Origin of the sequence: Lachnobacterium bovis (assembly GCF_900111325.1) — a bacterium.
GTDB lineage: Bacteria > Bacillota > Clostridia > Lachnospirales > Lachnospiraceae > Roseburia > Roseburia bovis_A.
In genome coordinates this window covers 1-23,994 of record NZ_FOGW01000007.1, presented here as the reverse complement: position 1 = coordinate 23,994, position 23,994 = coordinate 1, and the positions used below count along the sequence as shown (strand labels likewise).

34 protein-coding genes and 3 pseudogenes are annotated in these 23,994 nt (G+C 33.8%); 1 reads left to right on the top strand and 36 read right to left on the bottom strand.

Annotated features, from left to right (window positions below):
* Positions 1 to 3: 3 nt before the first annotated feature.
* The 5 genes from BMY79_RS03480 to BMY79_RS12455 all read right to left on the bottom strand — a co-directional run bounded on the left by BMY79_RS03480 (position 4) and on the right by BMY79_RS12455 (position 2,923).
* Positions 4 to 297 carry a DUF6110 family protein gene (locus BMY79_RS03480; protein WP_177176420.1) on the bottom strand — a complete coding sequence of 98 codons (294 nt, stop codon included), beginning with the start codon at positions 295 to 297 and terminating at the stop codon, positions 4 to 6.
* A gap of 103 nt (positions 298 to 400) precedes the next feature.
* The gene (locus BMY79_RS03475; protein ID WP_022749975.1) at positions 401 to 736 is read right to left on the bottom strand and encodes a DUF1622 domain-containing protein; all 336 of its coding nucleotides are present in this window, start codon (positions 734 to 736) and stop codon (positions 401 to 403) included.
* 245 nt (positions 737 to 981) lie between these two features.
* Entirely contained in the window at positions 982 to 2,094 is a 1,113-nt protein-coding gene (locus tag BMY79_RS03470; protein WP_074730417.1) for a DUF5692 family protein, read from the bottom strand.
* Between the two features lie 164 nt (positions 2,095 to 2,258).
* Positions 2,259 to 2,807, bottom strand: coding sequence for a hypothetical protein (locus BMY79_RS03465; protein WP_027421613.1), 549 nt, complete (start codon positions 2,805 to 2,807; stop codon positions 2,259 to 2,261).
* The gene (locus BMY79_RS12455; protein ID WP_278244350.1) at positions 2,789 to 2,923 is read right to left on the bottom strand and encodes a hypothetical protein; all 135 of its coding nucleotides are present in this window, start codon (positions 2,921 to 2,923) and stop codon (positions 2,789 to 2,791) included. The genes BMY79_RS03465 and BMY79_RS12455 overlap by 19 nt, the downstream gene beginning before the upstream one ends.
* Before the next feature lie 177 nt (positions 2,924 to 3,100).
* Here BMY79_RS12455 and BMY79_RS03460 point away from each other — a divergent pair.
* Positions 3,101 to 3,529, top strand: a pseudogene (locus BMY79_RS03460) (FKBP-type peptidyl-prolyl cis-trans isomerase); the annotation flags it as partial.
* A gap of 332 nt (positions 3,530 to 3,861) precedes the next feature.
* On the opposite strand, the gene BMY79_RS03455 reads toward BMY79_RS03460, so the two are convergent.
* The 31 genes and pseudogenes from BMY79_RS03455 to BMY79_RS12115 all read right to left on the bottom strand — a co-directional run.
* Positions 3,862 to 4,476 (bottom strand): dihydrofolate reductase family protein, encoded by a 615-nt coding sequence (locus BMY79_RS03455; protein ID WP_074730416.1) that lies wholly within the window; start codon positions 4,474 to 4,476, stop codon positions 3,862 to 3,864.
* Positions 4,466 to 5,326, bottom strand: a complete 861-nt coding sequence (locus BMY79_RS03450) for an NAD-dependent epimerase/dehydratase family protein (RefSeq protein ID WP_074730415.1) — start codon at positions 5,324 to 5,326, stop codon at positions 4,466 to 4,468. Before BMY79_RS03450 ends, BMY79_RS03455 begins: the two co-directional genes overlap by 11 nt.
* A gap of 17 nt (positions 5,327 to 5,343) precedes the next feature.
* Complete coding sequence (locus BMY79_RS03445) at positions 5,344 to 5,892, bottom strand: GNAT family N-acetyltransferase (RefSeq protein WP_027421616.1); 549 nt, start codon at positions 5,890 to 5,892, stop codon at positions 5,344 to 5,346.
* 698 nt (positions 5,893 to 6,590) lie between these two features.
* Positions 6,591 to 6,869 carry a hypothetical protein gene (locus tag BMY79_RS03440; RefSeq protein ID WP_022749965.1) on the bottom strand — a complete coding sequence of 93 codons (279 nt, stop codon included), beginning with the start codon at positions 6,867 to 6,869 and terminating at the stop codon, positions 6,591 to 6,593.
* A gap of 255 nt (positions 6,870 to 7,124) precedes the next feature.
* On the bottom strand, positions 7,125 to 7,322 hold the full coding sequence (locus tag BMY79_RS03435; RefSeq protein ID WP_074730414.1) for a helix-turn-helix domain-containing protein: 198 nt from the start codon (positions 7,320 to 7,322) through the stop codon (positions 7,125 to 7,127).
* A 100-nt stretch (positions 7,323 to 7,422) separates the two neighbouring features.
* On the bottom strand, positions 7,423 to 8,310 hold the full coding sequence (gene rhuM / locus BMY79_RS03430) for a virulence RhuM family protein/type II toxin-antitoxin system death-on-curing family toxin (protein ID WP_242941479.1): 888 nt from the start codon (positions 8,308 to 8,310) through the stop codon (positions 7,423 to 7,425).
* 37 nt (positions 8,311 to 8,347) lie between these two features.
* A complete protein-coding gene (locus tag BMY79_RS12450) occupies positions 8,348 to 8,482 on the bottom strand; it encodes a hypothetical protein (protein WP_278320622.1) in 135 nt (44 codons plus the stop codon).
* Positions 8,483 to 8,487: 5 nt separating this feature from the next.
* Positions 8,488 to 8,832 carry a helix-turn-helix domain-containing protein gene (locus tag BMY79_RS03425; protein WP_051532749.1) on the bottom strand — a complete coding sequence of 115 codons (345 nt, stop codon included), beginning with the start codon at positions 8,830 to 8,832 and terminating at the stop codon, positions 8,488 to 8,490.
* A 230-nt stretch (positions 8,833 to 9,062) separates the two neighbouring features.
* Positions 9,063 to 9,245 (bottom strand): hypothetical protein, encoded by a 183-nt coding sequence (locus BMY79_RS03420; RefSeq protein ID WP_177176419.1) that lies wholly within the window; start codon positions 9,243 to 9,245, stop codon positions 9,063 to 9,065.
* A 243-nt stretch (positions 9,246 to 9,488) separates the two neighbouring features.
* Positions 9,489 to 10,913: a hypothetical protein gene (locus tag BMY79_RS03410; protein WP_074730412.1), complete on the bottom strand. Its 1,425-nt coding sequence runs from the start codon at positions 10,911 to 10,913 to the stop codon at positions 9,489 to 9,491.
* Positions 10,903 to 11,625 (bottom strand): ATP-binding cassette domain-containing protein, encoded by a 723-nt coding sequence (locus tag BMY79_RS03405; protein ID WP_022750165.1) that lies wholly within the window; start codon positions 11,623 to 11,625, stop codon positions 10,903 to 10,905. Before BMY79_RS03405 ends, BMY79_RS03410 begins: the two co-directional genes overlap by 11 nt.
* Positions 11,626 to 11,928: 303 nt before the next feature.
* Positions 11,929 to 12,282, bottom strand: coding sequence for a hypothetical protein (locus BMY79_RS03400; protein WP_022750164.1), 354 nt, complete (start codon positions 12,280 to 12,282; stop codon positions 11,929 to 11,931).
* A gap of 427 nt (positions 12,283 to 12,709) precedes the next feature.
* Positions 12,710 to 12,826: pseudogene (locus tag BMY79_RS12625) on the bottom strand (site-specific integrase); the annotation flags it as partial.
* Between the two features lie 767 nt (positions 12,827 to 13,593).
* Positions 13,594 to 13,923 (bottom strand): hypothetical protein, encoded by a 330-nt coding sequence (locus tag BMY79_RS03390; RefSeq protein WP_074730411.1) that lies wholly within the window; start codon positions 13,921 to 13,923, stop codon positions 13,594 to 13,596.
* 284 nt (positions 13,924 to 14,207) lie between these two features.
* The gene (locus tag BMY79_RS03385; protein WP_022750161.1) at positions 14,208 to 14,570 is read right to left on the bottom strand and encodes a hypothetical protein; all 363 of its coding nucleotides are present in this window, start codon (positions 14,568 to 14,570) and stop codon (positions 14,208 to 14,210) included.
* 4 nt (positions 14,571 to 14,574) lie between these two features.
* On the bottom strand, positions 14,575 to 14,934 hold the full coding sequence (locus tag BMY79_RS03380; protein WP_022750158.1) for a hypothetical protein: 360 nt from the start codon (positions 14,932 to 14,934) through the stop codon (positions 14,575 to 14,577).
* A 9-nt stretch (positions 14,935 to 14,943) separates the two neighbouring features.
* Positions 14,944 to 15,363, bottom strand: a complete 420-nt coding sequence (locus tag BMY79_RS03375) for a hypothetical protein (protein ID WP_031556555.1) — start codon at positions 15,361 to 15,363, stop codon at positions 14,944 to 14,946.
* Positions 15,363 to 15,773 carry a hypothetical protein gene (locus BMY79_RS03370; protein ID WP_074730410.1) on the bottom strand — a complete coding sequence of 137 codons (411 nt, stop codon included), beginning with the start codon at positions 15,771 to 15,773 and terminating at the stop codon, positions 15,363 to 15,365. Before BMY79_RS03370 ends, BMY79_RS03375 begins: the two co-directional genes overlap by 1 nt.
* A 142-nt stretch (positions 15,774 to 15,915) precedes the next feature.
* The gene (locus tag BMY79_RS03365) at positions 15,916 to 16,590 is read right to left on the bottom strand and encodes a DUF4417 domain-containing protein (RefSeq protein ID WP_022750155.1); all 675 of its coding nucleotides are present in this window, start codon (positions 16,588 to 16,590) and stop codon (positions 15,916 to 15,918) included.
* Positions 16,577 to 16,921 carry a hypothetical protein gene (locus BMY79_RS03360; RefSeq protein ID WP_022750154.1) on the bottom strand — a complete coding sequence of 115 codons (345 nt, stop codon included), beginning with the start codon at positions 16,919 to 16,921 and terminating at the stop codon, positions 16,577 to 16,579. The genes BMY79_RS03365 and BMY79_RS03360 overlap by 14 nt, the downstream gene beginning before the upstream one ends.
* A gap of 163 nt (positions 16,922 to 17,084) precedes the next feature.
* Complete coding sequence (locus BMY79_RS03355; RefSeq protein WP_022750151.1) at positions 17,085 to 17,753, bottom strand: DUF1129 domain-containing protein; 669 nt, start codon at positions 17,751 to 17,753, stop codon at positions 17,085 to 17,087.
* Positions 17,746 to 18,075, bottom strand: a complete 330-nt coding sequence (locus tag BMY79_RS03350; RefSeq protein ID WP_022750149.1) for a PadR family transcriptional regulator — start codon at positions 18,073 to 18,075, stop codon at positions 17,746 to 17,748. The genes BMY79_RS03355 and BMY79_RS03350 overlap by 8 nt, the downstream gene beginning before the upstream one ends.
* A gap of 271 nt (positions 18,076 to 18,346) precedes the next feature.
* On the bottom strand, positions 18,347 to 18,499 hold the full coding sequence (locus BMY79_RS12120) for a helix-turn-helix domain-containing protein (RefSeq protein WP_022750147.1): 153 nt from the start codon (positions 18,497 to 18,499) through the stop codon (positions 18,347 to 18,349).
* Positions 18,500 to 18,655: 156 nt separating this feature from the next.
* A complete protein-coding gene (locus BMY79_RS03340) occupies positions 18,656 to 19,471 on the bottom strand; it encodes an alpha/beta fold hydrolase (RefSeq protein ID WP_022750145.1) in 816 nt (271 codons plus the stop codon).
* 27 nt (positions 19,472 to 19,498) lie between these two features.
* Positions 19,499 to 19,609 (bottom strand): annotated as a pseudogene (locus BMY79_RS12545) (ATPase); the annotation flags it as partial.
* 112 nt (positions 19,610 to 19,721) lie between these two features.
* Positions 19,722 to 20,888 carry an MFS transporter gene (locus tag BMY79_RS03330; RefSeq protein WP_022750144.1) on the bottom strand — a complete coding sequence of 389 codons (1,167 nt, stop codon included), beginning with the start codon at positions 20,886 to 20,888 and terminating at the stop codon, positions 19,722 to 19,724.
* Between the two features lie 536 nt (positions 20,889 to 21,424).
* Positions 21,425 to 21,805, bottom strand: a complete 381-nt coding sequence (locus BMY79_RS03325) for an SdpI family protein (protein WP_022750141.1) — start codon at positions 21,803 to 21,805, stop codon at positions 21,425 to 21,427.
* A gap of 508 nt (positions 21,806 to 22,313) precedes the next feature.
* A complete protein-coding gene (locus tag BMY79_RS03315; RefSeq protein ID WP_074730409.1) occupies positions 22,314 to 22,658 on the bottom strand; it encodes a hypothetical protein in 345 nt (114 codons plus the stop codon).
* 26 nt (positions 22,659 to 22,684) lie between these two features.
* Positions 22,685 to 22,834 (bottom strand): hypothetical protein, encoded by a 150-nt coding sequence (locus tag BMY79_RS12290; RefSeq protein WP_196801254.1) that lies wholly within the window; start codon positions 22,832 to 22,834, stop codon positions 22,685 to 22,687.
* A 401-nt stretch (positions 22,835 to 23,235) separates the two neighbouring features.
* The gene (locus tag BMY79_RS12620; RefSeq protein ID WP_330390084.1) at positions 23,236 to 23,499 is read right to left on the bottom strand and encodes a hypothetical protein; all 264 of its coding nucleotides are present in this window, start codon (positions 23,497 to 23,499) and stop codon (positions 23,236 to 23,238) included.
* A gap of 287 nt (positions 23,500 to 23,786) precedes the next feature.
* A partial coding sequence (locus BMY79_RS12115; RefSeq protein ID WP_242941478.1) for an ATP-binding protein occupies positions 23,787 to 23,994 on the bottom strand: 208 nt, incomplete at its 5' end.

Below are 23,994 nucleotides of genomic sequence, written 5' to 3'. Positions count from 1 at the left end.
AAATTACTTTTCCTTTATCTCGTCAGCTTCAGCAACTAATGCTCTTGCTTCCTCTAATTTTTTAGCATCTTCAGCTGCATATCTCTTTTCATTGATATCAATTGCATCTGCATAAATATCTTCGCAATTTTCACGAATATTGTCTGTAGTTTTAAGAACTGTATCTTTGCAACGAAGTACTGCTGCAGTACAATTTGTGTATGCTTTCTTTGCATCTTTGCTCTTTAAAATACCAATTCCTGCAGTTCCAAATAAAACTCCTCCTGCAAAAACTCCTAATTTACTCCATTTGTTCATATCCTGTATCTCCTTTTCAATAATTAGTGTAGACTAAATTATAGCACTCGAATATATTTTTTCAAATAATTCAACTCACTTCCTCCATGTTTTATATGGCAAACTAACTTTTCATTGCTTTTTTTTCATTTTTTATTTCCCAATGGATTAAAAAAGTTAACGCTGCTCTTAAAATAATAATCGCGCCTAAAATTCCAAGCTCAGACCATTCTCTAACAACAACCGTTCTTAACACCTCACCACCCAGCTTAAATTCAAGTGCTAGCGCAATCCCTTGTGCCAACACCAATCTTATTGATTCGTCCTTTTTTAACCAAAAAATAAAGCTTTTAATTGCCGTATACACCAAAATACAAATACCAAAAAGCTCTAACAAAACAGTGGAAAATTCAACTATATATCTTAGTATTTCTTCCGCCATTTGATAAATATCTTCCATTTTGTATTCCCCCTCAGAAAACTAAACTCACCTCTAAAGTCCATCACTCGTATCTTATTTCGTGTTTTTTTTAGAAAAAATAACTCTGTTAAGTATTATTTTTGAAAATAAAAAAGAGAACATAGTTATGTGAAAATAAAAAAGAGAACATAGCTATGTGAAAATAAAAAAAGAGACAATCATTATGTGATATGTGTCCAAAATTCTTGGTACATATCAATGATATGATCATCTCTTAAAAAAAATTATCTCTGTGAACGCGCAAGTGCTTCTTCGTAATCTTTTGTTCCTTTAAATACTTCATTTGAATAAGGATTACACTTATTCTGAATTGACTTCTTAATAATAACAGAAATGCAAATTACATTCACACCTACTGAAAGCATTGCAACAAGACTTTGCATTGATGGATCTGCTGTTATTCCAAGTTTTGAAATAACCTTACCAACTTCTGCACTCTTGCCCTGTCCTGCATTATAAAGTTCAATCGCTTTATCATAAAGCATCATAGTTGTGACACCTGCTTTAGATGCTCCACCATATACACGAGGTAACGCTGCTGCAAATGTACCTTTAAGCTGGAATAATGGAACTATCTGAGCCCACATACACCAGATTGCAAGTGTATTTGCACGGTTTTGAATCCACGCACCCTTGTTCCAAAGCGCATTAGCAAATGTAGGTGCAAGAAGAAGAGCAACTCCACAGTACCATGAATGTGTAGGAAGGTTAAGATATGTATACTCAAAGTTCCAAATGTCATATGCAACTATAAACCACACTGTCATATCTGGCCATAACATATCTGATTGATTCTTATCCTTAGAGGTATAAAGATAAACACAACCTGTCATACAAAAAATGTTGATAAGACCTGCAAGTGCATTAACAACATTCCACCAACCACCATAAATAAATACACCTTCATTTGAAGCCCACCAAGCTCCAGATAAGTTTCCTGCAATCTTATATGCTGCAAGTGCTGATTCAATATCTGATACATTTGCAATCATAATATTAGCAGAAACAATAAACCAAGGCCACCAAGCGAACCATTTTTCTTTACCGATACCCCATTTGTATTTAATCATCATAAAACCTACACAACCTATATCAGCCGCATAAAGTTTAAAATAATGGAACCATCCATCCATATATGCCATAGTTGGATTAGAAGATCCTCCAAATGCGTTACAATGAATAGCGATAAAATAACACGTTAAAATAGCCGGAATAATCACGAAGACAATCATGCCTCCCATCTTACTACGGCGTCCAAATTCATTGACAAGAATAAGACCTGCAAACACTAAACACCATCCAATTACTTGCCATAAGCTATTGATTTGAAAAATCATAAGCTTCCTCCCTCTTATTTAATTTATTATAAAAAACATAGAAAAAATTACTAATTTTTAATAATTAGTTTATTTTTACTATGCATTTTATCACAATAAATAATTCAACACGTTATAATTATATCAAAATTTACCAAAGCATGGTAGACCGAATCATTGAAAATTTAATCATTTTTTTTCTTTAAATATGCATATTCAAGTAATCTATTATCTGGACTGTCAATTTCTAAAAAATTAATTTTATCAATTTCAACATCTATTGTTTCAAGCAACTCTGCTGTTTCAAGGTTTATACATTCCATCTTGATACTATTTCCATCAATTGAAGTTACAAATCCGGTATCTAATTCTTCTTCGCTATCTCTTCTAATAGTTATAATTACATTATTTTGTTTGGCAATTTTTATTAAATCTATAATATTAATTGACAAATCAGATGACTTGATAGACGCACAATTATCATGATTATTATTCCAATACTCTCTATATAATTCAATTTTATTAAGATATTTTGTATCATAGTTTACTTCTGTTAAAGTATTTTTTTTAAACCAATAATAGCCATCCCATTTACCTTGTGGATCAATTGCTTCGATTAAAACTGCATTTTCTGAATCCAACATGCAACTACCTACTGTAAATTTATCCTCGCTAACATAAAATTCTCCTATTTTTCCTCTTGCGAACTCTTCTATCATTCTCTCTTTTTCCATCCTTTCTTCTGTTTTTTCTTTTCTGAAGCTCTTCTAGCCCTTCGTTTTTTATGTTTATTTGTATTTATTTCATCTAAAGTATATTCATTAATTGATGTTTTGTAAATACCTTTCATAGTCTCCCTATATTTTTCTATGCTATAGAAAAGTATTTTATTTTTTCACAAAACATTATAGAAATGAATGTTTTTTCCATGTATAATATAGAAATATCGTTTCTATAAGATAAAGAAAACTATTTTTAAGGAGAACAATAAATGAGTACAGAAAACAATCAATCAACACCTACTTTTGAAGGTAAAAATGTTGGCAAAACTTGCCGTACACATTATAGAGGTACATTTAACGACGGTACACAATTTGATTCATCATATGATAGAGGAGAACCTCTTGAATTTGTATGTGGTGCTGGAATGATGATTAAAGGATTTGACGCTGCAGTTGCAAACATGGAAGTTGGTGAAAAAGTGGATATTCACCTTATGCCAGAAGAAGCCTATGGAATGCCAGATGAAAATGCAATCTTTACAGTAGAAATTTCAAGTATTCCTGGAGCCGAAGAATTAGAAGTTGGTCAACAAGTATACTTACAGGATCAATTAGGCAGACCATTCCCAGTAAAAGTAACTCAAAAAGATGATACAAACATTACTTTTGATGCTAATCACGAAATGGCTGGAAAGGAATTAAACTTTACAATTGAGCTTGTAGAAGTTTTATAATTTTAAAACATTAGACGTTTTTATAATTAAGAACATTAGGTGTCTGTTTATTATTAACAACATATTTGAATATTATATTATTTAAAAATGTAATGACCAAGACCTTAAGCTGTGTAAATTTGCACAGTCTCAGGTCTTAGTTTCATTTCACTATTTGTAAACCACTTGCTACTACTCCAACGTCAACGTTTGAATTTACCTCATTAACTATGCCATCTGCTTTTACTTTTGCAATGTCATTCCTCATCATATGGAAGCACTACTACATCTTTTGTCCTCACCGTTTATAACCTCTCTCACAACAATTATCTCTTTAAAACTGCTATTATTTCTCATGATATCACCTTATATCTAAGCCTAACATATGAATTTTCCAAAACATCACATCCAAGCAGTCTTAACACTCCCAGTTTATCAAGCTCATTTTCCTTTGTCAGAGCTATACCATCCACAAGTGTAGATGTCTCTTTTCCACCAATCAGCACTGGCGCAACAACAATATCAACATAATCAAAAAGTTTTTCACGAAGAAATATTCCATTAACGGTTCCTCCACTTTGGATTGTAATTCGTTCGCATCCATATTTATCTCTAAGTTGAATCAATGCATCTTCAAGAGATAGTTCGTCCTGATAAATAATATGAAGGTTCTCTTCGCTAACATTAAAAGCCGGATGATTCCTATTTGTTGTTATCAATACAAACTCTTTTGACCTCGCACAAAAATACTTCACCCCATGCTCTGTCAAATGCTTGTTATCTAATAATACAAATGAAACTGGTGTCTTTACAGGCATAGGCTTTTCATTAACACCCATCTTTTTCTGAACCCTGCCTGTATTAAAGGACCACAGGTCCGTTGTCTGCTCTATTTCATAATACTGAGACACCCCCTCTTTCAATCGCTTTTCAATATCAGAGGCACTGTATAATACTCTAGTTAACATAATAAGCTATAAGATCCTCTATCCAACTATTTATATTGCTGAAATCAAAACCTGTCTTATCTGCCAAATCCGTGTTTAAAGTCATATCATCCATGTAACCATTATATGGAGCTGCATCTCCGTTTTCTGAAAAAATTGCCTTTTTTCCAGTCAAATTTTCTATCATACTGATTAATTCCGAAATAGATATACTTCCCTTGGAAGAACCATTAACAGCCCCATCAACGCTATAATCTACAAGATGACTAATAAATCTTCCCGCCTCATCCTCATGTATGAAACTAAGTCGCTGGTTTAAATCATCGATAAACATTGGGATTTCCTTACGAATATGATCTACATAAAATTTTAGCCTTCCTGTATAATCATTCGGTCCCATAACCACTGGATATCTTACAAATGTTAAAGGCATTCTGTTATATATCTGAGCCGCTGCGCATTCTGCCTGCCTTTTTCCTTCATCATAATCAGCTATTCTATCCATCCACTTGAGCTCGTAAGAAAACGGATCAAATTCATTTTCATAGATATTCGAATGAAACTTTGTGTACACAGAACAGGATGACATCAATATATATCTTCCACAAGAAACGTAATCCATAAGATGTTTCACATCATTTGAAGAATATGCTACCTTATCAATAATGCAATCAAAATATATTCCTCCAAGCTTTTCTTTGACCTGCTCCGGATTATTTCGGTCTACTATTATATGTCTTACTTTATCAACAAATAAAATTTCTGCGTTTCCACGCGTTGCAATCGTCACATCGTGTCCAGCCTCTATTAATGCATTCACCATTGGAATACCAAAAAATCTGGTTCCACCAACTACTAGTATTTTAGCCATTGTTTCCTCCTGCTTCCTTATAATTTTTTCATCATCCAGTCCGCATCTGCATATTTACCATCCGCATATTTCATATTATCCGGGAAATGTCCACACTTCTTAAACCCCATTTTTTTATAAAGAGAAATTGCTTTATAATTATCTGAAATAACTTCAAGTTCAGCCTGTTCATATCCGACATTCTTTGCAACCTTTAACACTGTCTGCAACATAATTTTTCCTATGCCACATCCACAATATTCTTGGTACAATGCTATTGCCACATCACACCTGTGTGCATACCGCTTATATGGTGCGATAGTCATCAGTGAACAATTGCCTATATGATTACCATCTATCGTAGCAATCAGCATCAATTCTCTAGTTGCATCTATTTTATCTTTAATAAAATTTTGTTCCTGCTCCAAAGATAATGTCACCTCGTCAGGTTCACGTATCAAAAAAGGGGTTTCTCCTGTCGTAACTTTTAGGTACTCTATAAGAGCTTCAGCATCCTCAACTTCAGCATTTCTAAGAATTACCTTTCGCCCATTTTTATCTATTATCTCCTTCGGCCCAAATCTCATTTTTGATTTTTCCCTCCTCATCAATAACAAATTCATAACTGTCCTCTATATTACAATTCAACGTTTACAAATTAACTCTCAAGCCCCAAATTTGAGGCATTCATATCCATTACTTTTTACCTCGTTTCTTTGTAGGTTGGTTTGAGTCCTGAAAAATATTACTCTCTATACGTTTTTTCTTATTATATCACGTCCTTTCTTACTTATCTATTTGATACTTCAAACAATGGCAATTATTTATAAGATAATATTTTTGGGAGCAATAAATGTTAAAAAAAAGCTGGGAGCAAATGCTCTCAGCCCTTAATATTACTAGATTTCTACTCACTTGTAAGCCGCTATTCTCTTACACCCATCCGCAAACGGATGATCTTTGATCATAAAGTATAAAAGTAAAAACCGTGAAACCCTTTATTTAAAAGGTCTCACGGCTTATTACGTTCTTACTCCATCTCATTTACTCGGAAAATTCAAACCGTTTTTTTCTATTCTTTTCGTGCTTCATGTGCGTGTCATTTGATACGCTTTTCATTCTGTCCGTATCATTCAAAACCTGCTGTACCCAAATTGTATCCAAACGAATCATAAATAGTCTTTGACGGCTGCGCTATGTTATAGTATAATAAATCACTTGTTTGGAGGGTATTCGTATCCTCAGATATCCCACCTAATGTTGGTAGCATTAGATGGGATATTTTTTAATCATCAACCCATTCTGTATCCTTCTCGATTTCCCAGAAGGTTTTTCCATCAAACAAAGGTTGGTTTAAAAAGATTTCGTAACTCTCTTGATTGTCCTTACCAGATATCTGCCAAAGCGTTTTTACCTCTGGTTCCCAAAGCTGTAATTCAAAAACATACACTTTATCTTCCCTTAGGTAACCTTGAGAAAAATACTTTTTCCCATTATACACATATATCAGTTCTTCACCGCTCCACAGTTTATCGATAAACTCATTAATATCACCATTAATCATAGAGATACCCCCTTGAAAAATTTTTTGTACTTCTTATAGATTCCGGAATTTTGAAAAACAGCAAACTCCTCATTTGTTATAACTCCTGCATCCACGATTTTGCTGACATCAGCAAAATCATCCAAAACACTGTGCCCACTATTTTAACAGGCAATCATAGCTCGGCCTATTACCTTTGAAAAATTTCTCCATTAAATATATTCCAATGTCGGCGCAAGTTCTCTGGCACTCCAATACTCGGTTCCATCATAACATCTACACATCTTTATTTTCCACCAATTCCTCATATTTCAGTTGATATGCTATAAGTCTTGGTATGTACTCCGGAGGAGTACGACGACCAGCCTCCCAATCCTCAAGTGTCCTAACTGGAATCCCAGTATGCTCTGAGAATTCTTTTCGATTCATTTTCACACCCTCACGTAATTCTTTAATCATCTTTGCAATATCCATTTCATCCTCCTCGCATTGAGTTTTCTTAATAATATCACATCCTTTTCATACACGCAACGTGTGGTTTTGGAAAGTTATTTATAGATTCAATTTACAATCACTATTTCATATCTAGTAAATTCATAACCAGCTTTACCATAACATCCTTTTCCTCCGGATTAGATTCTGCAATCATAAGCGTAATAGCGACTAGTTCTCCGTCACCAATACGTTTATTGCCATCTCTAAGTAATGCATCATTTCTCTCCAAAAATTCCAAAAACAAAGAGGCCGCTATTCTCTTACATCCATCAGCAAATGGATGATCCTTAATCATAAAGTACAGCAAATTAGCAGCTTTTTCTTCAATCGTCGGATATGCATCCTGACCAAATGCGCTCTGATATATCGCAGAAATGATACCATTTACTTTGCCAACCTCTTTTTCGACTCCGAAGACATCTGTATCAAAAGAATCCCTCATATGAGAAACCATCGTCATACAGTCATCATACGTAATCCTATATATCGGTTGCTTTCCGTCAGGTTTTATGATTGATTGATGATCATACTGATCCAGCAACGTCAATGCGTCCGTATACAGATTTACAGCTCTTAGGATATCCTTTTCTTCAACATTTAATGCACCTGCTAACATTCGTGTTTGGATATCAACTGTCTTTTGCAATGCATGTAAACGTTTCTCATTTATTGCATAGCCATCAATCATATACTGCTTTAAGATTTTACTTGCCCACTGACGAAATTCGATACCTCGTTTTGATTTAACGCGATAACCTACAGATATGATGACATCTAATGTGTAAAACTGGACTGGTCTATCCGCATTTGCAATGTGCATTTTTTGCACATTGCTTTCTCGAATCAATTCCTTCTCCTTAAAAATATTATTTACATGTCTCGTAATTACTGTTCGATCCACATTAAATAATTCGGTCATCTGTGCTTGCGAAAGCCATACTGTCTCTCCATCCATCGGGACAGACAAAGTTACTTCCTTGTCTTTCGTTTCAAATAGTATAATCTCACTTTTCTTCACTAAAAACACCTCCAGCGCATATTACTTTTTTCCGAATTTTTTTGATTTCTTCCACAAACTGTCTATCCGGCTTAATTCCTGATAATAATTTTTCAACTAATCCAGCCAGTTCCACCGCCATCAAACCTATTGTTTTAAAGCCTCTATATACCCCAACAATCTTTCTTTTTGCGATTTCTTAAGACTTTCCATTTCAATCAAAAAATCATATTCCTTTGTGCCTTTTGTAACCACTCGATATTCCAACTCCTCTACAGATTGAACCGTATCCTGCAACAATTCATATGGAGTCACTTTTAACACATTGCAAATAATCATTATTTTATCTGCAGACGGATTCGTTTTCTTTCGTTTCCAATCACTAATAGTACTCTGTGCTATTCCAGTGGATTTTGAAAAGTCCATCTGTGTAAGCTCACGTTCTTCCATCAGTTTAAAAATGCGTTCACTAATTGTCATTTTCTGCTCCATTTTCCTTTACACTTTCTTCTATCCATATCTTAAACTCCTCCGGACACAGCATAACTTTTGCCCTCCTCTCTATCTTTCTTTGTTTATACGTCTTTTCGCATATTGTCCGTATAAACGTTATATCACTCCCATTTTCTGGCAATGTCAAGATGCTATGTCATCACTATTTTTATACCAGACAGTGCTGCAACAGTACTTTGAGAAAAAATAAAAGCCGTGAAACCCTTTATTTAAAAGGTCTCACGGCTAAATGCAGCCTTTGCATCCTGTACTCGTCCAGCTTCAATATCCTCAAAGCCTTCCTGTAATTTTGTATGAATCTCTGCAGTCGTCATAAGATCCGCATTAATAGCATCCGGTGCCTGCGGTAATGTAACTCTAAAAGGAATTCCCTGTTCTTTTTTATCACTCATCAGCTAATCCTCCATCCGCTCATGATCCTGATTGAACTTATCTGCCATCTTACGCTGTTTCGATGGCTACAAATGAGAATATGTCATCGTAACCGACATGCTCTCATGGCCTAATCTATCAGCTATCTCCACAGGAGAAAAACCAAGCTCGATAAGATGTGCCACATGGCTGTGACGTTCTAAAGGATAGTTTGGGGATATAATTACAATTCGATCTTTATTTCTCAATCCATTACCTTTAAATCATGAATGAATTAATTTCCCATACAATTTATTCATTCCAAATATACTGATACTCACACTGGCAACTGATAGTAAAACCATAAATACTATTATGCTCTTTTCATTAAGTTTTAAGAAAAAACAAACTGAAACTGCAATTAATCCAATCATAATTATAAACATTATTCCAACCATTGCCGAGAATGGATTCTCATTTTTGGCTGGGAACAAGATTCCTGCCATTGTAAAAAATACCACTGAAAATATTATTGCAACAAATAAATCTACTATAAATAAAATTTCTTTATTTAAGAATATATCTACTATACACACTGGAATCGCCAATACTGATATATATATTATCTGTGACATTATTATTCTGCAATAATCTTTTACAACACTATATTTCTTTTGAATAATAATATTTCTTAATGATTCAGTCTCTACATATGCATATAGAGAGTTTAATGACAAAATTAGAATTACGTAATATCCCTTATCAATCTTCATTACAATTGTTATCAAGTAACTGAATACTGCAATAAAATAATAATTTATTGTATCCACCTTCCGCAAAAAGCTTACCACATATGCACTCAGTATTGCAGATTTTTTCATGATGAATCGACAAGTTCTAGCATATTTATTTGTACAGTTAGCATCGTTATTTGGTATATGAACTATTAAAAACCCCAATATTGAATTAATCACTACAAAAAGTATAGTGGATGCCAATATACCATATTTTTCAGTAACAACCATATAAAAAAGTATGGAAGCTGTACCTGTATTGTCTTTATATGTATACAAAATTGACAAAAAGACATCAGGTATTATAACCAAATAAAATCCAACCAAAAGCAATGAAAGTATACAGATAACAATAATGTTTTTTACTTTTTCAAGCCCCATATAATTACAAAAAATTCCAAATATACTATATAATAATTCAAATACAAAATATATTGTTACACAATTAAAGAAAATATTGCATATTATTCTTGTAATAAATGCTGATCCATCACGAGTGATCAATGTGATTATCAGTGCCAATGAAAAGATAATAACCACTGACAATGCAGTACATATTTCAAATATTAATATTGATATATTTTTTTCTTGTTTAGTCACGGGCATTTGATCTGTAAATTCTAGAAACGAACCCTTTTTCATGAACAATATTTTTACAAAAATAAAAGCAACGAAAGTCCACATAAATACAGAACAACTATAAGAATCGAGTATCACACCTATTTGTCTTTGAGAACTATTTGTGCTCTCGAAGAAATTATATAGTTCAAATGATAAAAAGGCTGTTAATAAGACCACAACTCCAATAATAAACAATCTAAATATTTTTTTATTAAGCAGACCAACATTTAAGACATTGCGTTGAAAAAAAACAAACATGATTTTAGTAATTTCACAAACTTTACTATATCTCATAATCTGACTCCTTAAATCCTACTAAGTTCTTAAAAATTTCAGTCAAATTACAATCCTTTTCCTTTAAATTCACAATGTCTTTGACAGTTCCTTTATATAAGAGTATTGCACGATTTCCCAACTTTTCAGCTAGTTCCAAATCGTGCGTACACATAATTACTAACTTATCTTTTTCTGCTAATTTTCTAAATAGAATCTTACTCACTTCCTTCGCTTCTATATCTATTCCGTTCAATGTTTCATCAACTACAGTTATTTCTGATTGAAGAATAAATGCTGTAATAAGCTGAATTTTCTTTACCATACCATGAGAATAGTTTTCTATAAGATGATTAATTCTATGTTCCATTGCATAATAGCTAATTAGTTTTTTATATTTTTCTTCATCAATTTTAATATCATATAATCTACACATCATTCTAACATATTCGTCTCCAGTTAAAAACTGAGGCAAAATGTTTTCACTAGAAAGATAATACATCTTTTTCTTAAGTGAAATATCAGTGTTATCACTTCCAAATATCTTAATTGAACCTTTCTTATTATCCAACAATCCAAATAAAAGTTTTATTAATGTTGTTTTTCCGCTTCCATTTGGACCCGCTATTACTAACACTTCTCCTCTATTACATTGGAATGCTACATTATCTAATACTTTTGTCTTATCATAAGCATACGATAAGTTGTTAATCTCCAAAATTGATTTTTCCATATTTTACCTCGAATTTAATATATTTCCTTTAATGTAATTACAGCTTTCGCCAATTTATTAATGAATATTTTTACACCTACTCTATTAAAATATATTCTGCATCTTCACTCCACTTAATTGATTCCGCAAATAATTGTGGCAGTTCTCTAATCAAAAATTTAGTATGTAACTCAATTGCAGTATTAGCACTTCTCAGAAAAATGATTGTTGTTAATGAAATAATCATCACTAAAAAATTAAATATCACATTGCATTTAAGAATTATTAATAGCAAATTTTAAAATTTAATTTTTTTAGTATCCATCATCTTGTTTCAATTAAATGCTGTCTGTACTTAAGCAATTTTTTTGCAAAAAAATATGTTCCAAAAATGAACATAAATAGAATACCTGCAAAAAATAAAATTGGGAAAGTAGATCCTGTAAATCCAAATGCCAACGATGTGTCACCATCTGCATTTGTTATCGCTTCAAAATATATCGTCTTAAAAAAGCAATATCTGATTCCGTTATCCCCTGACGAGAATAACATTGCCAGAAAACTAACTGTCATTGAAATTAATGTGATTGCAAAAACTACAAAAATACTAGAAAAAAACATCGTTATACTTGAGGATTCTCTCCATTTAGTCAAAAATTCACTTTCCTTCTGATTCATTATTTTTCTCCCTTTCTTAAAATTATTGATTTGTCTGCTTTCATATTATCCTACTAAACTATTAAGCGCAAACTTAAGTCTGTATTTGCATAGTATCAACATTTTTAAAGCATGTCAACATTTTTTAAAGTCTCTATTTATTTTCTAATTTCTTTATATTCTTTTGAAAAGTTTCCGTCAGAAGGTCTCATATTCTATTCTAATCAATGCTGTCAGTATAAACATGCTTATTTTAGAAATGCTTTATTTGTTGTTTTTTATACTGTTGGCGAACCTGTATATATTATGCAACAAAGGAATTTTTCTTTTATCTAAAGAACCTGGACTCAGGTCTATGGTGAACTGAACCTCATGTATGAAGGACGTTTACCTGATTGATAAAAAGAAAAAAGGACACTGTCTCGAAGTGTCCTTTAGAACGGCAAGCATGGCTATGTCTGAGATCATGGATACGAATCCTCTTTACTCCACTTGCCTTAACACCTCTGTCCGTTTCATGATGCAAATATGATTTTGAAAGTACAAAGATTCTGTCTGAAGTCTCAATACCATAAATGCTATTGATAAAATCCTGCATCTTTCAGAAAAAAATAGAAGCATATTAGAAGCGATGACCAAAAAAAGACCTGAAACCGTGTTATTTCACACGGCCTCAAGCCATATGGTATATCTTTTCTAATTATTCCATGTTGTCCACAACTTTTTTGAGGTTTTGGTAGACATTTTATAGACGAAATAACTGATATACTAGCTTTTCCATTTTGTTTAGAGTGACATTTTCCGGGACATTTACAGTAACATTTGTTTTATTCGATGATATTTCACCAGCTTTTTTCTATGAATTATAAAAGTAAACCCTGCTTCATCAATCTCATAACTAAACTTGATTTTAGAATCTTTACACAGGCTATTTATACGCTTAAAGCCGCTGTCACTGTAAATGTCACTCAAAATTTTAAAAAGTCTGTACTGAGCATCAATTCACAAGTACAGACTTTAAACTTTCTAAAATATAATAACGGGCTGCGTCAGAAGATGCAGCCCGTTATATTCCTTCTTTGCCGGTATGATTCCCGTCTTTTATAGTTCCCATTTATTTTATATGGTAGGGTTCCCATCTGATAAAGCTCCCATTTCGCTTGGCAAGGGAACCAATCACATCCCTTTAGAGGTACCTAAATCATAAACCGTATAGACCCTAATATCAAGCCATTTGTAGCATTTCGTCATCATTTTACTGGTTCCACATATGCTCATCTACCCTCACAGCACTTACTATAGATGTCTCATCAGAATCAACAAACACATTAGCTATATCTCATTTAATTTTTTCACCAAATCTTCTGGCCAATAATCCTCAATATGTTCATCAATTTGACGTTTCAGAGTAAAACTGCCTTCTCCATTAGTTAAATCTTCAAAAATTGCAAGTAAATAAGACAAAATCACTTCTGAGTTAATACGTTCCTCTGATTTTGATAGATATAAAGCCTTAACAAGTTCATCGTTCGTATCAGTAAATTGTAACACCAACACATCTTCTGAGACAAAGCCTTCGCCCTCATCATGCTCTATTGACCAACATTCAGAGTCATTACTTCTAAAGTACCTTCGACATCTACACTTAATAGCATCGCTCATATTTATCACCTCTTCTTTATTAAGCTATACAATCACATTGCCCTTTTTCAGGACGAAATCCATCAACCGTGCTTGCAAATTCATCATAACCAAACTTCACATATTCAATATTTTTTACTCCATGTCGGTAGTTCCAAATCTATTTTTCATGGTAAATCATGTTAAATACGGCATTCTTATTTTCCACAATTACATGAAATGCCTTATATTTCTTGTGCTTTTCGAAGAAATCGTATCATAATATTATCACGAGGCGCATCATCGTGATACTATAACTATATCGTTTATGCAAGACATATTTTTATTTCATTTTTTTGAAATCGATACAAATAGGCTTTTAAAGTTGCTTCACGATAACTTTGAATAATCGGATTAGCTGAATTGACGTGGTAATCATAGAGAACAATAACCTCGAATTCTTTTAACCATTTTAATAATTGATTCCAATCCTCTTCTGTATCCACTTGTTCGTCGATATCTGCAATACTTATTTTTCGTATTAATGTTTTATTTATATCAAACAAGCAATAGTCGCAGCGATAATCCAGTATGCATTTAACATCACCCTCAAAAACAGGAAAGTCATTTATATTTATGTCTTCATAATTACAATTAAGAAGAAATTTTTGATAAATATATTTACTCATGGCATTACTCCAAATAAATATCTATTTCCCAAAAAGTTCCCGCCTGGATAGCACATTCCAAAGAGTCTATAACTTTTTTAATAGCTTTTTCTGCAATGTCATTTTTTTGCTTATTTAACATTTTATTAGCAGACTGTAATGCCTCCTTCAAATTTTCATTAACGATTCGCTCTTCTTCGCAGACATCAATTATTGTTCCGAATCTTTCGTCAAACTCTTGAAATAGGCCTTTAGGTTGTCTCAAAATATCATACTCCTCTTGAGTAAGTTCAAATGTCTTAACATTTGACATTTCTTCATCATAACCTTCAAATTCTTCTATCCCTATTTTATTTAATGGAACATTCATATAATATACAAACATTTACTCACCTCACATTCTCTTTTTAATCATATAATGAGTCGCCTTCTGAAACTCCGACTTACTTCTACCTCGTTTTTTCCCGTTGCTCTCAACTACATTATATGCGTCGTCACCAAATTGGTCTAAGTACTGTCGTTTTCTGGTTTTTTTAGTTAAATCTTGTACTCGCAAATATCCACTAACATCAGCGACAACTGCCTTAGTTCCGTCAGCACTATAGTAAATTATCTTACTACCAACCACAACTGGTTTTGCACCAGGAGCAACAACAGATACAACATCATTAATATCCACTGTGTCCCATCCAACTCCATATTCAGCTTTTCTTGCATATCCTTGCTGAATCAGATCAGCTATCATTGAATCTCTTGTTGCCGCATCCTTCTGTGAGCTAACTGCTTCTGAGTAATCTGTTTTAGCATCAGACATTATGCTACCTCCTTCCTACGACTAAGACGTTGAAAGTCGGTAAAGACTTTATATTGTACTCCGTATTCATCTAAAATATGAGCATATTCCGGTTTTAATTTACCATAGTAAATAAGCATATTAGGATTTGTAACAATCAGTTTTGTTCTGAGATACATCTCATTTATCTTGATTCTTCCTCTGCCACATCCAAGTGCGCCTACTGAATACCATGTGTTAGGTGGATATATTGAAAGTACTTCAAATGTATCTAAACAACCAGTTCTAAAATTCGGCATTAATTTCACACCGTTAATTGCCAAAAAAGCATCTGCTAACTTACTAAGAAGCAAATTAAACCTTTGAAGATTAACGTCCCAATTTATTCTAGGACTAAGGTCAAATCCTCCGAAACCTTTATGATTATCCACCTATGTTGCTAATTTGTCTGAACAGGAATCAATCAAATGAAGTACGAAAAAGCTGGTATCCAAGTGAATACCTGCCAAAAGTAATTATATAATTAGCACATACATCAGCGGCTCTATATCATGAGTTACTGGCTTTTCAAACTTATTTACTTTTCATCCGTGTAGTCCAATCAGGATATGGAATAAATTTAGTTGTCTTTTTAAAATCAGCAAATATTGTATCAGGCATTGAACCGTACACCAATACAACCTCAGGTTCTAGTTCTTTTATCATTTCCGAAAGGCCTTCCCTGAAGAATCTTTTTGATTCAGCTGATTGTATTTGGCCATATGTACCTACCGATACAATACTATGCTTGTCAACACCTTGAAATGCAACTTTCTCACCAAGAAATTCTTCTTTAAATGTCCTTTCATCTCCCCATCGAATATTTGGAATAACATATAACCCTTGTTTCTGCAAATAATGTCCTACTGCTCTATTCAAATAGATATCCGCTATTTGGACACATAACGGTGCGTCAATATAAAGTGAGCAGTCAGGTGTAATAATTCCTGGATATTGTTTTAATTCATCAACGTATTCTTCTGTTTTTGTTAGTATATCTCTGAAATTAATATCATGCTCATAAAAACACACGAAATCTTTTTTATCCTGGCTCCTTTCTCTTACTGAGAAAGGAACCATACCATTTGGAATAATAATTTTGTCTGGAGCATCGATATGTGGGATTTCAAATTTTCCATCAAAAAAGGCTGTTTCAACAAGAGATACTCTAAATCCCTCATCAACAAGGTTTTCTTTATTTTTTGCCATTCTCTTCCTCCCATTTGAGTATTCCCTCACAAATCTCTATAACTCCTTTAATGTTATACTTTTGGCACTCTTCTGGGAACTTTGCCATAAGTTCTGTATAACATTGTACAAGCTCCTTACTTGGCACTTTATCCACCACAGCATCGATAACTTCGCTTATCCAAGAATACTCGTCTGCTGTACATTCATTTTTTAGGAACTCAATTGTTGAAGGAATATCTTCAGAAAGTATCTCAATTTCCTTTTTCCAGCACTGCTCAATACCATAATCCCATTCATTATCCGTTTCTTCACGCTGCTTTATTACTTCTCGAAAACTATTTATATCCATTATTTTTTACCGCCTTTCTTTATTGGTTGTTTAGAATCCGGAAAAATCGTACCAATTTGACCATGAGTTTTTATAACTCCAACCCTAACACCTTTCCACATTAGTACTTTAAAAAAACAAAAGCCGTGAAACCCTTTTTTATAAAGTCCCACGACTTATACTTTCACACCACCCTGTCAATAATTAAATGAGCTGCAAATAATGAAATAATTATCGCAAGCAGTATTCCGATGTTTATATTAAAAAGCGGCATTTCAATAAACAAACATACAATCGCTAAAACAATTGTAACCCCAATTAAACAAATAACTGCCAAAGATACTTTTTTCTCTTTCTCCTCAAAAACATTATTTAATATCATCCTTACTAAGAAAACAGAAAATAAAATTATGAATGCAAATGACAGTACCGTTCCGAGTTTAACGGTATATGTCCAATCAACAGCCTGATTAGTTGCTAAATTTCTTATGATATCAATTGTATTTTTTGATATGAATAAAAAAATCACCATCAAACTTGATAGACATATGCAAAGCAAATCAATTATTCCAAATATTTTTTCGGAAAGCGTTTTCTTGGGGAATGTGGCAATAATATTATCGCAAAATTCCTTATAGTCTCCTCCGATTACCTGCTCAATACTGTCTCCTCTTTTTTGAGCGTCAAGAATCATATTGCTAATATCATTTCTAACCACTTCAGTATTGTAATCAGAAATATCTGCGTTTCTAAGATAACAAATAATATCCGTAAAAACTTCCTGGTTTTCATCAGTGATTAATTTATCTAATTCATTATTCTGCTTGTTTAATATTTTTGTTTTTCTATTCATTGCTATTCTCCTTAAATACGTTATCAACCGCTACACATAACTCTTCCCAACTTTCAAAAAAGTTGTGAAGCTCTTTTTTTCCATCAGATGTCAATGAAAAATACTTTCTCTTAGGTCCAACCGGTGACTCTTTTTTTCTCGCTGTTATCATTCCGTTTTTTTCAAGTCTCAATAACATAGGATAAATAGTTCCTTCAGATATATCAAAAAAACCGTACTCTTTTAGTCTTTCAGATATTTCATAACCATATGTTTCTTTTTCATCGATTACCTTTAAAATGCAACCCTCTAAGGTTCCTTTTAACATTTGAGATGGAATCATATATATTACCTCCTTCCCACTATATTGCATTGCAAGTTAGTGACTATATTGTAATGCAATATAGTATGGCTGTCAATATTAAAATTTTGTCCCCCGTAGGCTTTACTATCGCTTGATGATCGTACTGGTCTAATAAAGTTAAACTGTCTGTATATAAACTAACCGCACGAAGTACATCTTTCTCCTCAACATTTAACGCATTCGCCAGCATTCTGGTTTGAATATCAACTGTCTTTTGCAATGTGCATTTTTTGCACATTGCTTTCTCGAATCAATTCTTTCTTCTTCCGGCTTCCCATTCCTCTAATGTACGAATCGGAATATCCATATATTCGGAAAACTGTTTACGATTAAGCCCCAAATCCGTTCTAATATTCTTCAAGGTTTCTATCTGGTTTTTTAATTCTTCCTTTTTATCTCCCATAATAACCTGTTATATACCACTCATTATGTGTTTTTGTTGTATCAATAATATTTGTTTTTATCAACTATACATAACAAAAAAGCGGAGATTTCTCTCCGCATAAATAAAATAGTATCACATCTTCTTCTAATGTGATACTACTCACTGTTCTCTTAGCTATAATTTCTTGACCAGGTCTTCAATCAGCCGATTTACAATTTCCGGTGCATCTGTATTAGAATTATGTCCCGCGTCTTTTATCCATTCTATAGGAATTCCGGTATTTTTATGCCATGCCTTGTTATACCTGATACAGGAGCCGGCATGGTCCTTTTCTCCACAGATCAAAAGGGCCGGGCACTTAATTTCATAGGGCAAATTTGCCTCCATTGCCTCTGCCAATATTCGAAATCCATGACCTGATATTTTTGCATACCGTTTTTGATCCCCATCATAGGTCATCATCATATCACGCATTATTTTTCTTCCATAGTTCGATGTGGCCACCCCATTCGTTCCCGTCTTCAAAAGAGACTTCCATGGATAGTGTCGATACACCGACTCCATCCGCTTCAACAGCCAAATTTCTGCGGCCGTCACGTACCTACGCTGTAAAGGTGCCGAATCCACAGAAACAAATCCTTTTAGCTTTTCAGGATAAAGCTGTGCATAAGCCTGACCCACATAACCTCCCATGGACTGACCAATGATAACAGGATGGTCAAATCCCTCTTTTATAAGGATTTCGTCTAGCCATCTTGCTTTGTCCATCAAATTAAAATCAAAACAAAACGGCCATGAAGTAGCGTGTCCCGGTGCATCCCATACAAAAATCGGATACTTACCTTCAAAATATTCAATTTGCTTTTCAAACAATCTGTGATCTGCGGTAAGTCCAGGTAAAAAGACTAACTGCAACTCACTATTTATTGACTCTTTATTTATCCAATAATGTATATCACCGCAAGAAGTCCCATATATTTGTTCTGTCATAGTCATAACCCCTTCCAAATCATCCTGTTAAAAATCTAAACTATCAATATTCAAAAGAAAATACTTCATTCCCATAATTACATATCCATCATCGGTTCTCCATAGTTTTGATGTTTCATTTACAATTACGATTTTTTGCAGCATAATGCAATTTTAGGTTTTTAAATACAGCATCAAAAAATAACACAACATAAAAAGGCGGTATTGGGTGTACTATCATTTCTCTACTCCATATATTATTTCTAATTCTCTATGAAAACAACCAGCCAAATATCGGTGACATAATTATCATTACCACTGAAAATGTAAACGAATTAATCGACATCAAAGTCGCTCTCTGGTTGGATGGAATCATATTGTTTAAAACAACATCAGTGCGAACCTCTAGAAAATCATCCGCAAACGCGCCAATGAATCCTCCGATAATCATAGCAATTACATTATGTGTAAACATCGATGAAAAAGCTATCACCACGCCGACAAAGCTAAAAATACAAATATTTCTATAGCGCACATCAGGAAAAAATTCAATAGTCTTTGCCCCGACCGCGGCGCCTAGTCCCATGCCAAAAAGAGCAGGACCAAGAAGGATTGTGCCTAACCCCATCTCAGGCAATTTCGCCTGCAGGAAAAACAATATAAGAATATCAACGGCTCCAATCAGCGCATTAAAAACAATTATAAGTCTTGCTCTTCGATTCTCCCTTATGAATTCGATGCTGCTAGCGACTACCTCTTTAAAGCGTTTTCTTATGCTAGTTTCCTTGTGTATTTCTGTTTTAATTTCCATGAGAGAACTTGCCACAATAGCTGCAAGCAGTCCAACTAAAGCATCTATAATATAGGCCTTTTTATATCCAAGCATTAATGCGACGCCTGCCAAAAGTGTAGCAGCTGAGCTTGTCACCTCATAAATCATCATATCGTTTGAGGCAAATTTATCATACTCATTCTCTATACCGGCGTCTTTTAAGCTATCGTAGGCTAGAGCCTCTCGTGTCCCCGATGCAAGATTATAGCTAAAAGCACTTGTAATCATTGCAAGAGCTATTGTAAAAAATGAATCTGAAAGCACCATGATAATTGAAGAAATAATTGCCATCACGCTACTTGCCACCATGATTTTCTTTCTTCCAAAAACGTCCGCCAGTGCTCCCGATGGTACCTCAAAAATCATGCTTGCAACATGAAATATGCTTTCAAAGAATCCAATTTCAACAGTCGAATATCCCCTTGCTGCAAGAAGTGCCACCCAGGATGCTCCCGCAATCATCATGGCCCCTACTCCATCAAGCAAATATAGCTTTTTTATTTGCCCACGTGCTTTTGATATTTTCTTACATGTGTCCTTTACTATTGTATTGTCTACTGTTTCTATTTTTGTATTGTTCATTGTTTGTATATTATTTTTACTCATAAAAAAATCTCCTTAATCTTTTTCATAAAAATTAAGGAGATAGTGTAATCTTTTTAGCATATACAAAGGTACTTTTATCAAGAAAAAGAAATAACCTAATTATTATCCTTAAATAAAAAGGTACATTATAACTGTATATGTCGCGTCATCAATCGCTTAAATTCCTAAAAAAGAGCGCACTATCCCCGTCAGCAGCAAAAATAGCACCTTTTTTAAGCTTTAAATTTACTGTTTTCCAGGACATTTATGTGCTCCTTTCTAGTCAAAAAATTTTTATTAAGTGTAGCATTGTCAGACTACATTTTCATTATGTTATTACTCAAACTCCATAATTCCAGACCTATTTCTCGTGTGAAATACTAATAAATTCAGCGTTTCTATTTTTTTATATTCCACGAAGTGCCTTGTATTTCCTGTGCTTTTCTGGAAAATAGAATCATTTTAGAATCATTCGTATGATTCTGTGATTCTAAATATCCTTTCCCTTGCGTGATTCAGACAAATAATTTTGACCACTTTCTTTCCAAATCCTTGAGCTATTTTCGTATATTTCCATTCATATCAAATTTACGTTTCAATCCTTTTTCTACAATCACATACTCTATCAATGGTGCCGTACACTGCACTAAAACAATAACTCCGACTGTAAGCCATAGCTCATCCACTTTTATACCTTGTTTAAATAAGATGATATTTACAGTCGCTGAAATAATAGTATAAATAGCTCCCACGATTAAATATGTTTTTGCCATAGTCCTTTGAGCATAATCCCAAGTTTGTTGACTTAATTTCGAATATTTAGTACGATGCCCTGCCAAATTATTTATTTTTGTAGCTGGTTTGAACGTGAAAAATAATCCTATCATAAATAATGTCACTGGTATTATCATATTAATAATATATCCCAATATTTTCATACGAAATTCTCCCCTTTTTATACTTTATCTGAAATTGCATCAAGGCAAACGCTTCTTTGCATTATCACTCATCCAACATTATAATAAACGCTTGTAGCATTTTCAACCCCTCAACTCTATCCTTGCGTAGCTTTTCTTCTGTTTGCGATATTCTGAATAAATTGGCAATCAATTCGGTACTGCAAAGTATGTCTGTCCCAACGCGATGACTTCTTTACGCGGATTACCATTCTGAACGATTAAATAACACGCGTACCGAGTCAGTTCATAATCAATCTTAGACCTTGGAGCCACGCCACCTTCAACCAAATTCCTGACCTCAGGAAATTGGTCAAGAATCCTGCGTCCTGAGTTTTCACAAGAAATCATTGCTCTTTTTATTACTTTATGAAACTTCTCCCATTTAGAATACTCCAATACTCGGTCCCATCATCTCTTACATGTTTAATATCCTCAAATCTCTTATACTCACTTACTTTCAGTTCCATCATAACATCTCCACATCTTTTTACTTTTTGCTATTCTCTTCCTCCCACTTGAGGAAATTCTCACAAATTTCAATCACCCCTGCAATATTATACTTGGCGCATTCCTCTGGGAACTTTATCATGATATCTTTATAACACTGAATAAGTTCTCTGCTGGGAACCTTCTCTACTACATCATCAATTACTTCGCTAATCCACGAATACTCTTCCGCTGTACAGTCATTTTTTAGAAAACTAATTGTAGAAGGAATATCCTCAGTGAGAATTTCAATCTCTTTTTTCCAGCACTGCTCAACTCCATATGTCCATTCATCATTGGTTTCTTCGCGCTGCTTTATTACTTCTCTAAAACTATTTATATCCATTATTTTCTACCGCCTTTCTTCCCAGGTTACTTTGAATCCGGAAAAATCGTGCCAATTTGACCATTTGTTTTAATAACTCCAACTCTGACACCCTTCCACATTCCATATAATCTTTTGCCATCTGGAGCATGATTATTCGCTTTATCATGTTCAAGCGTTTCATTAATAAAAAACAAGGTAGTTCTTCTGAGGCCGGAGGAATAGATGTAATTGCATGTGTTCCGTCATCTTCCCTATATAGTTTTGTTCTGTATTTTCCAATAACTTCAGGTTTTCTCACATTATTTGTACTTCTGTCGAATATATCGACAGAAGTATCTTTCTCAAGTTCTCCCTCCTTGAAAATATTTCCATTCTATTTTCCAAACGAATCCTTTATCCTTTGAAGTTCTATTGCTTTACAATACCGCGCAAATCCATATGCATATAAATGAAGATTCTCAAGCTCCTCCATACCCATTTATTCATCTGCATGAATTAGTCCTACCACCTCACCTAATATAATATCATGCGTTTGCGATTTATACACACTACTATAAATATTTCATATACCATATCTGATAAGTCTGAATATGATTCATTCCTCTCCTTGATCATCGTTTTTGTCATTTATAGTTTCGATGAGACCTGTAACTAAATCTTGCAATTGGGTTGCATTTTTATTCGTAATTACAGGTTTTCCGGTCCTCTTTTCCACCGCCAATCGTGCTTCTCCAGCGGCTTCTCCACCTTCAATTGCAACCATTCGGTTTTCCTCAAAGGACTCCGGTTGCTTTTGTTTTGATATTTCTGTAGTAGTAGCCTCAGCCAACATATTAAGCACCAACTCCAATGTTGACATATTATCCCTAAAGTTTTCCTTTTTCAAACCTTTATGATTCTTATACTGCCGCGTAGTCATCCCGGACCAAGCTTTCGTAATCTCATCTGTCAGGATTGCATATTCTATGCCTTTCTTGATGCCACGCTTATCCCACTCATCTGTAAGTTCTTTTCTTACTTGAATTGCCTGCAGGCGCTGATTTATCCATTCTTGTTGGAGTCAGGCGAGATTAGCCATTTTTAGACCGGTAGAATTAACCAATTTTAGGACATATAAAAATAGCCAATGTACCTTTTCCTTTCGTTTTACTTATTATTTAATGGTGATAATTCACCAGCTGTTATTGCTACAGTTTCACATTTGCTTCCACGATAGCTGTTTCCTTTAATCATAAAAACCATCGCATCGTCAAATATTCTATCAAGTGCGCAAAGTAAAGAAGAATCTTCTCCGAAGTATTCACCCCATTTATCAGGGCTCTTATTACTTGTAAATATCATATTGTTTGGACCA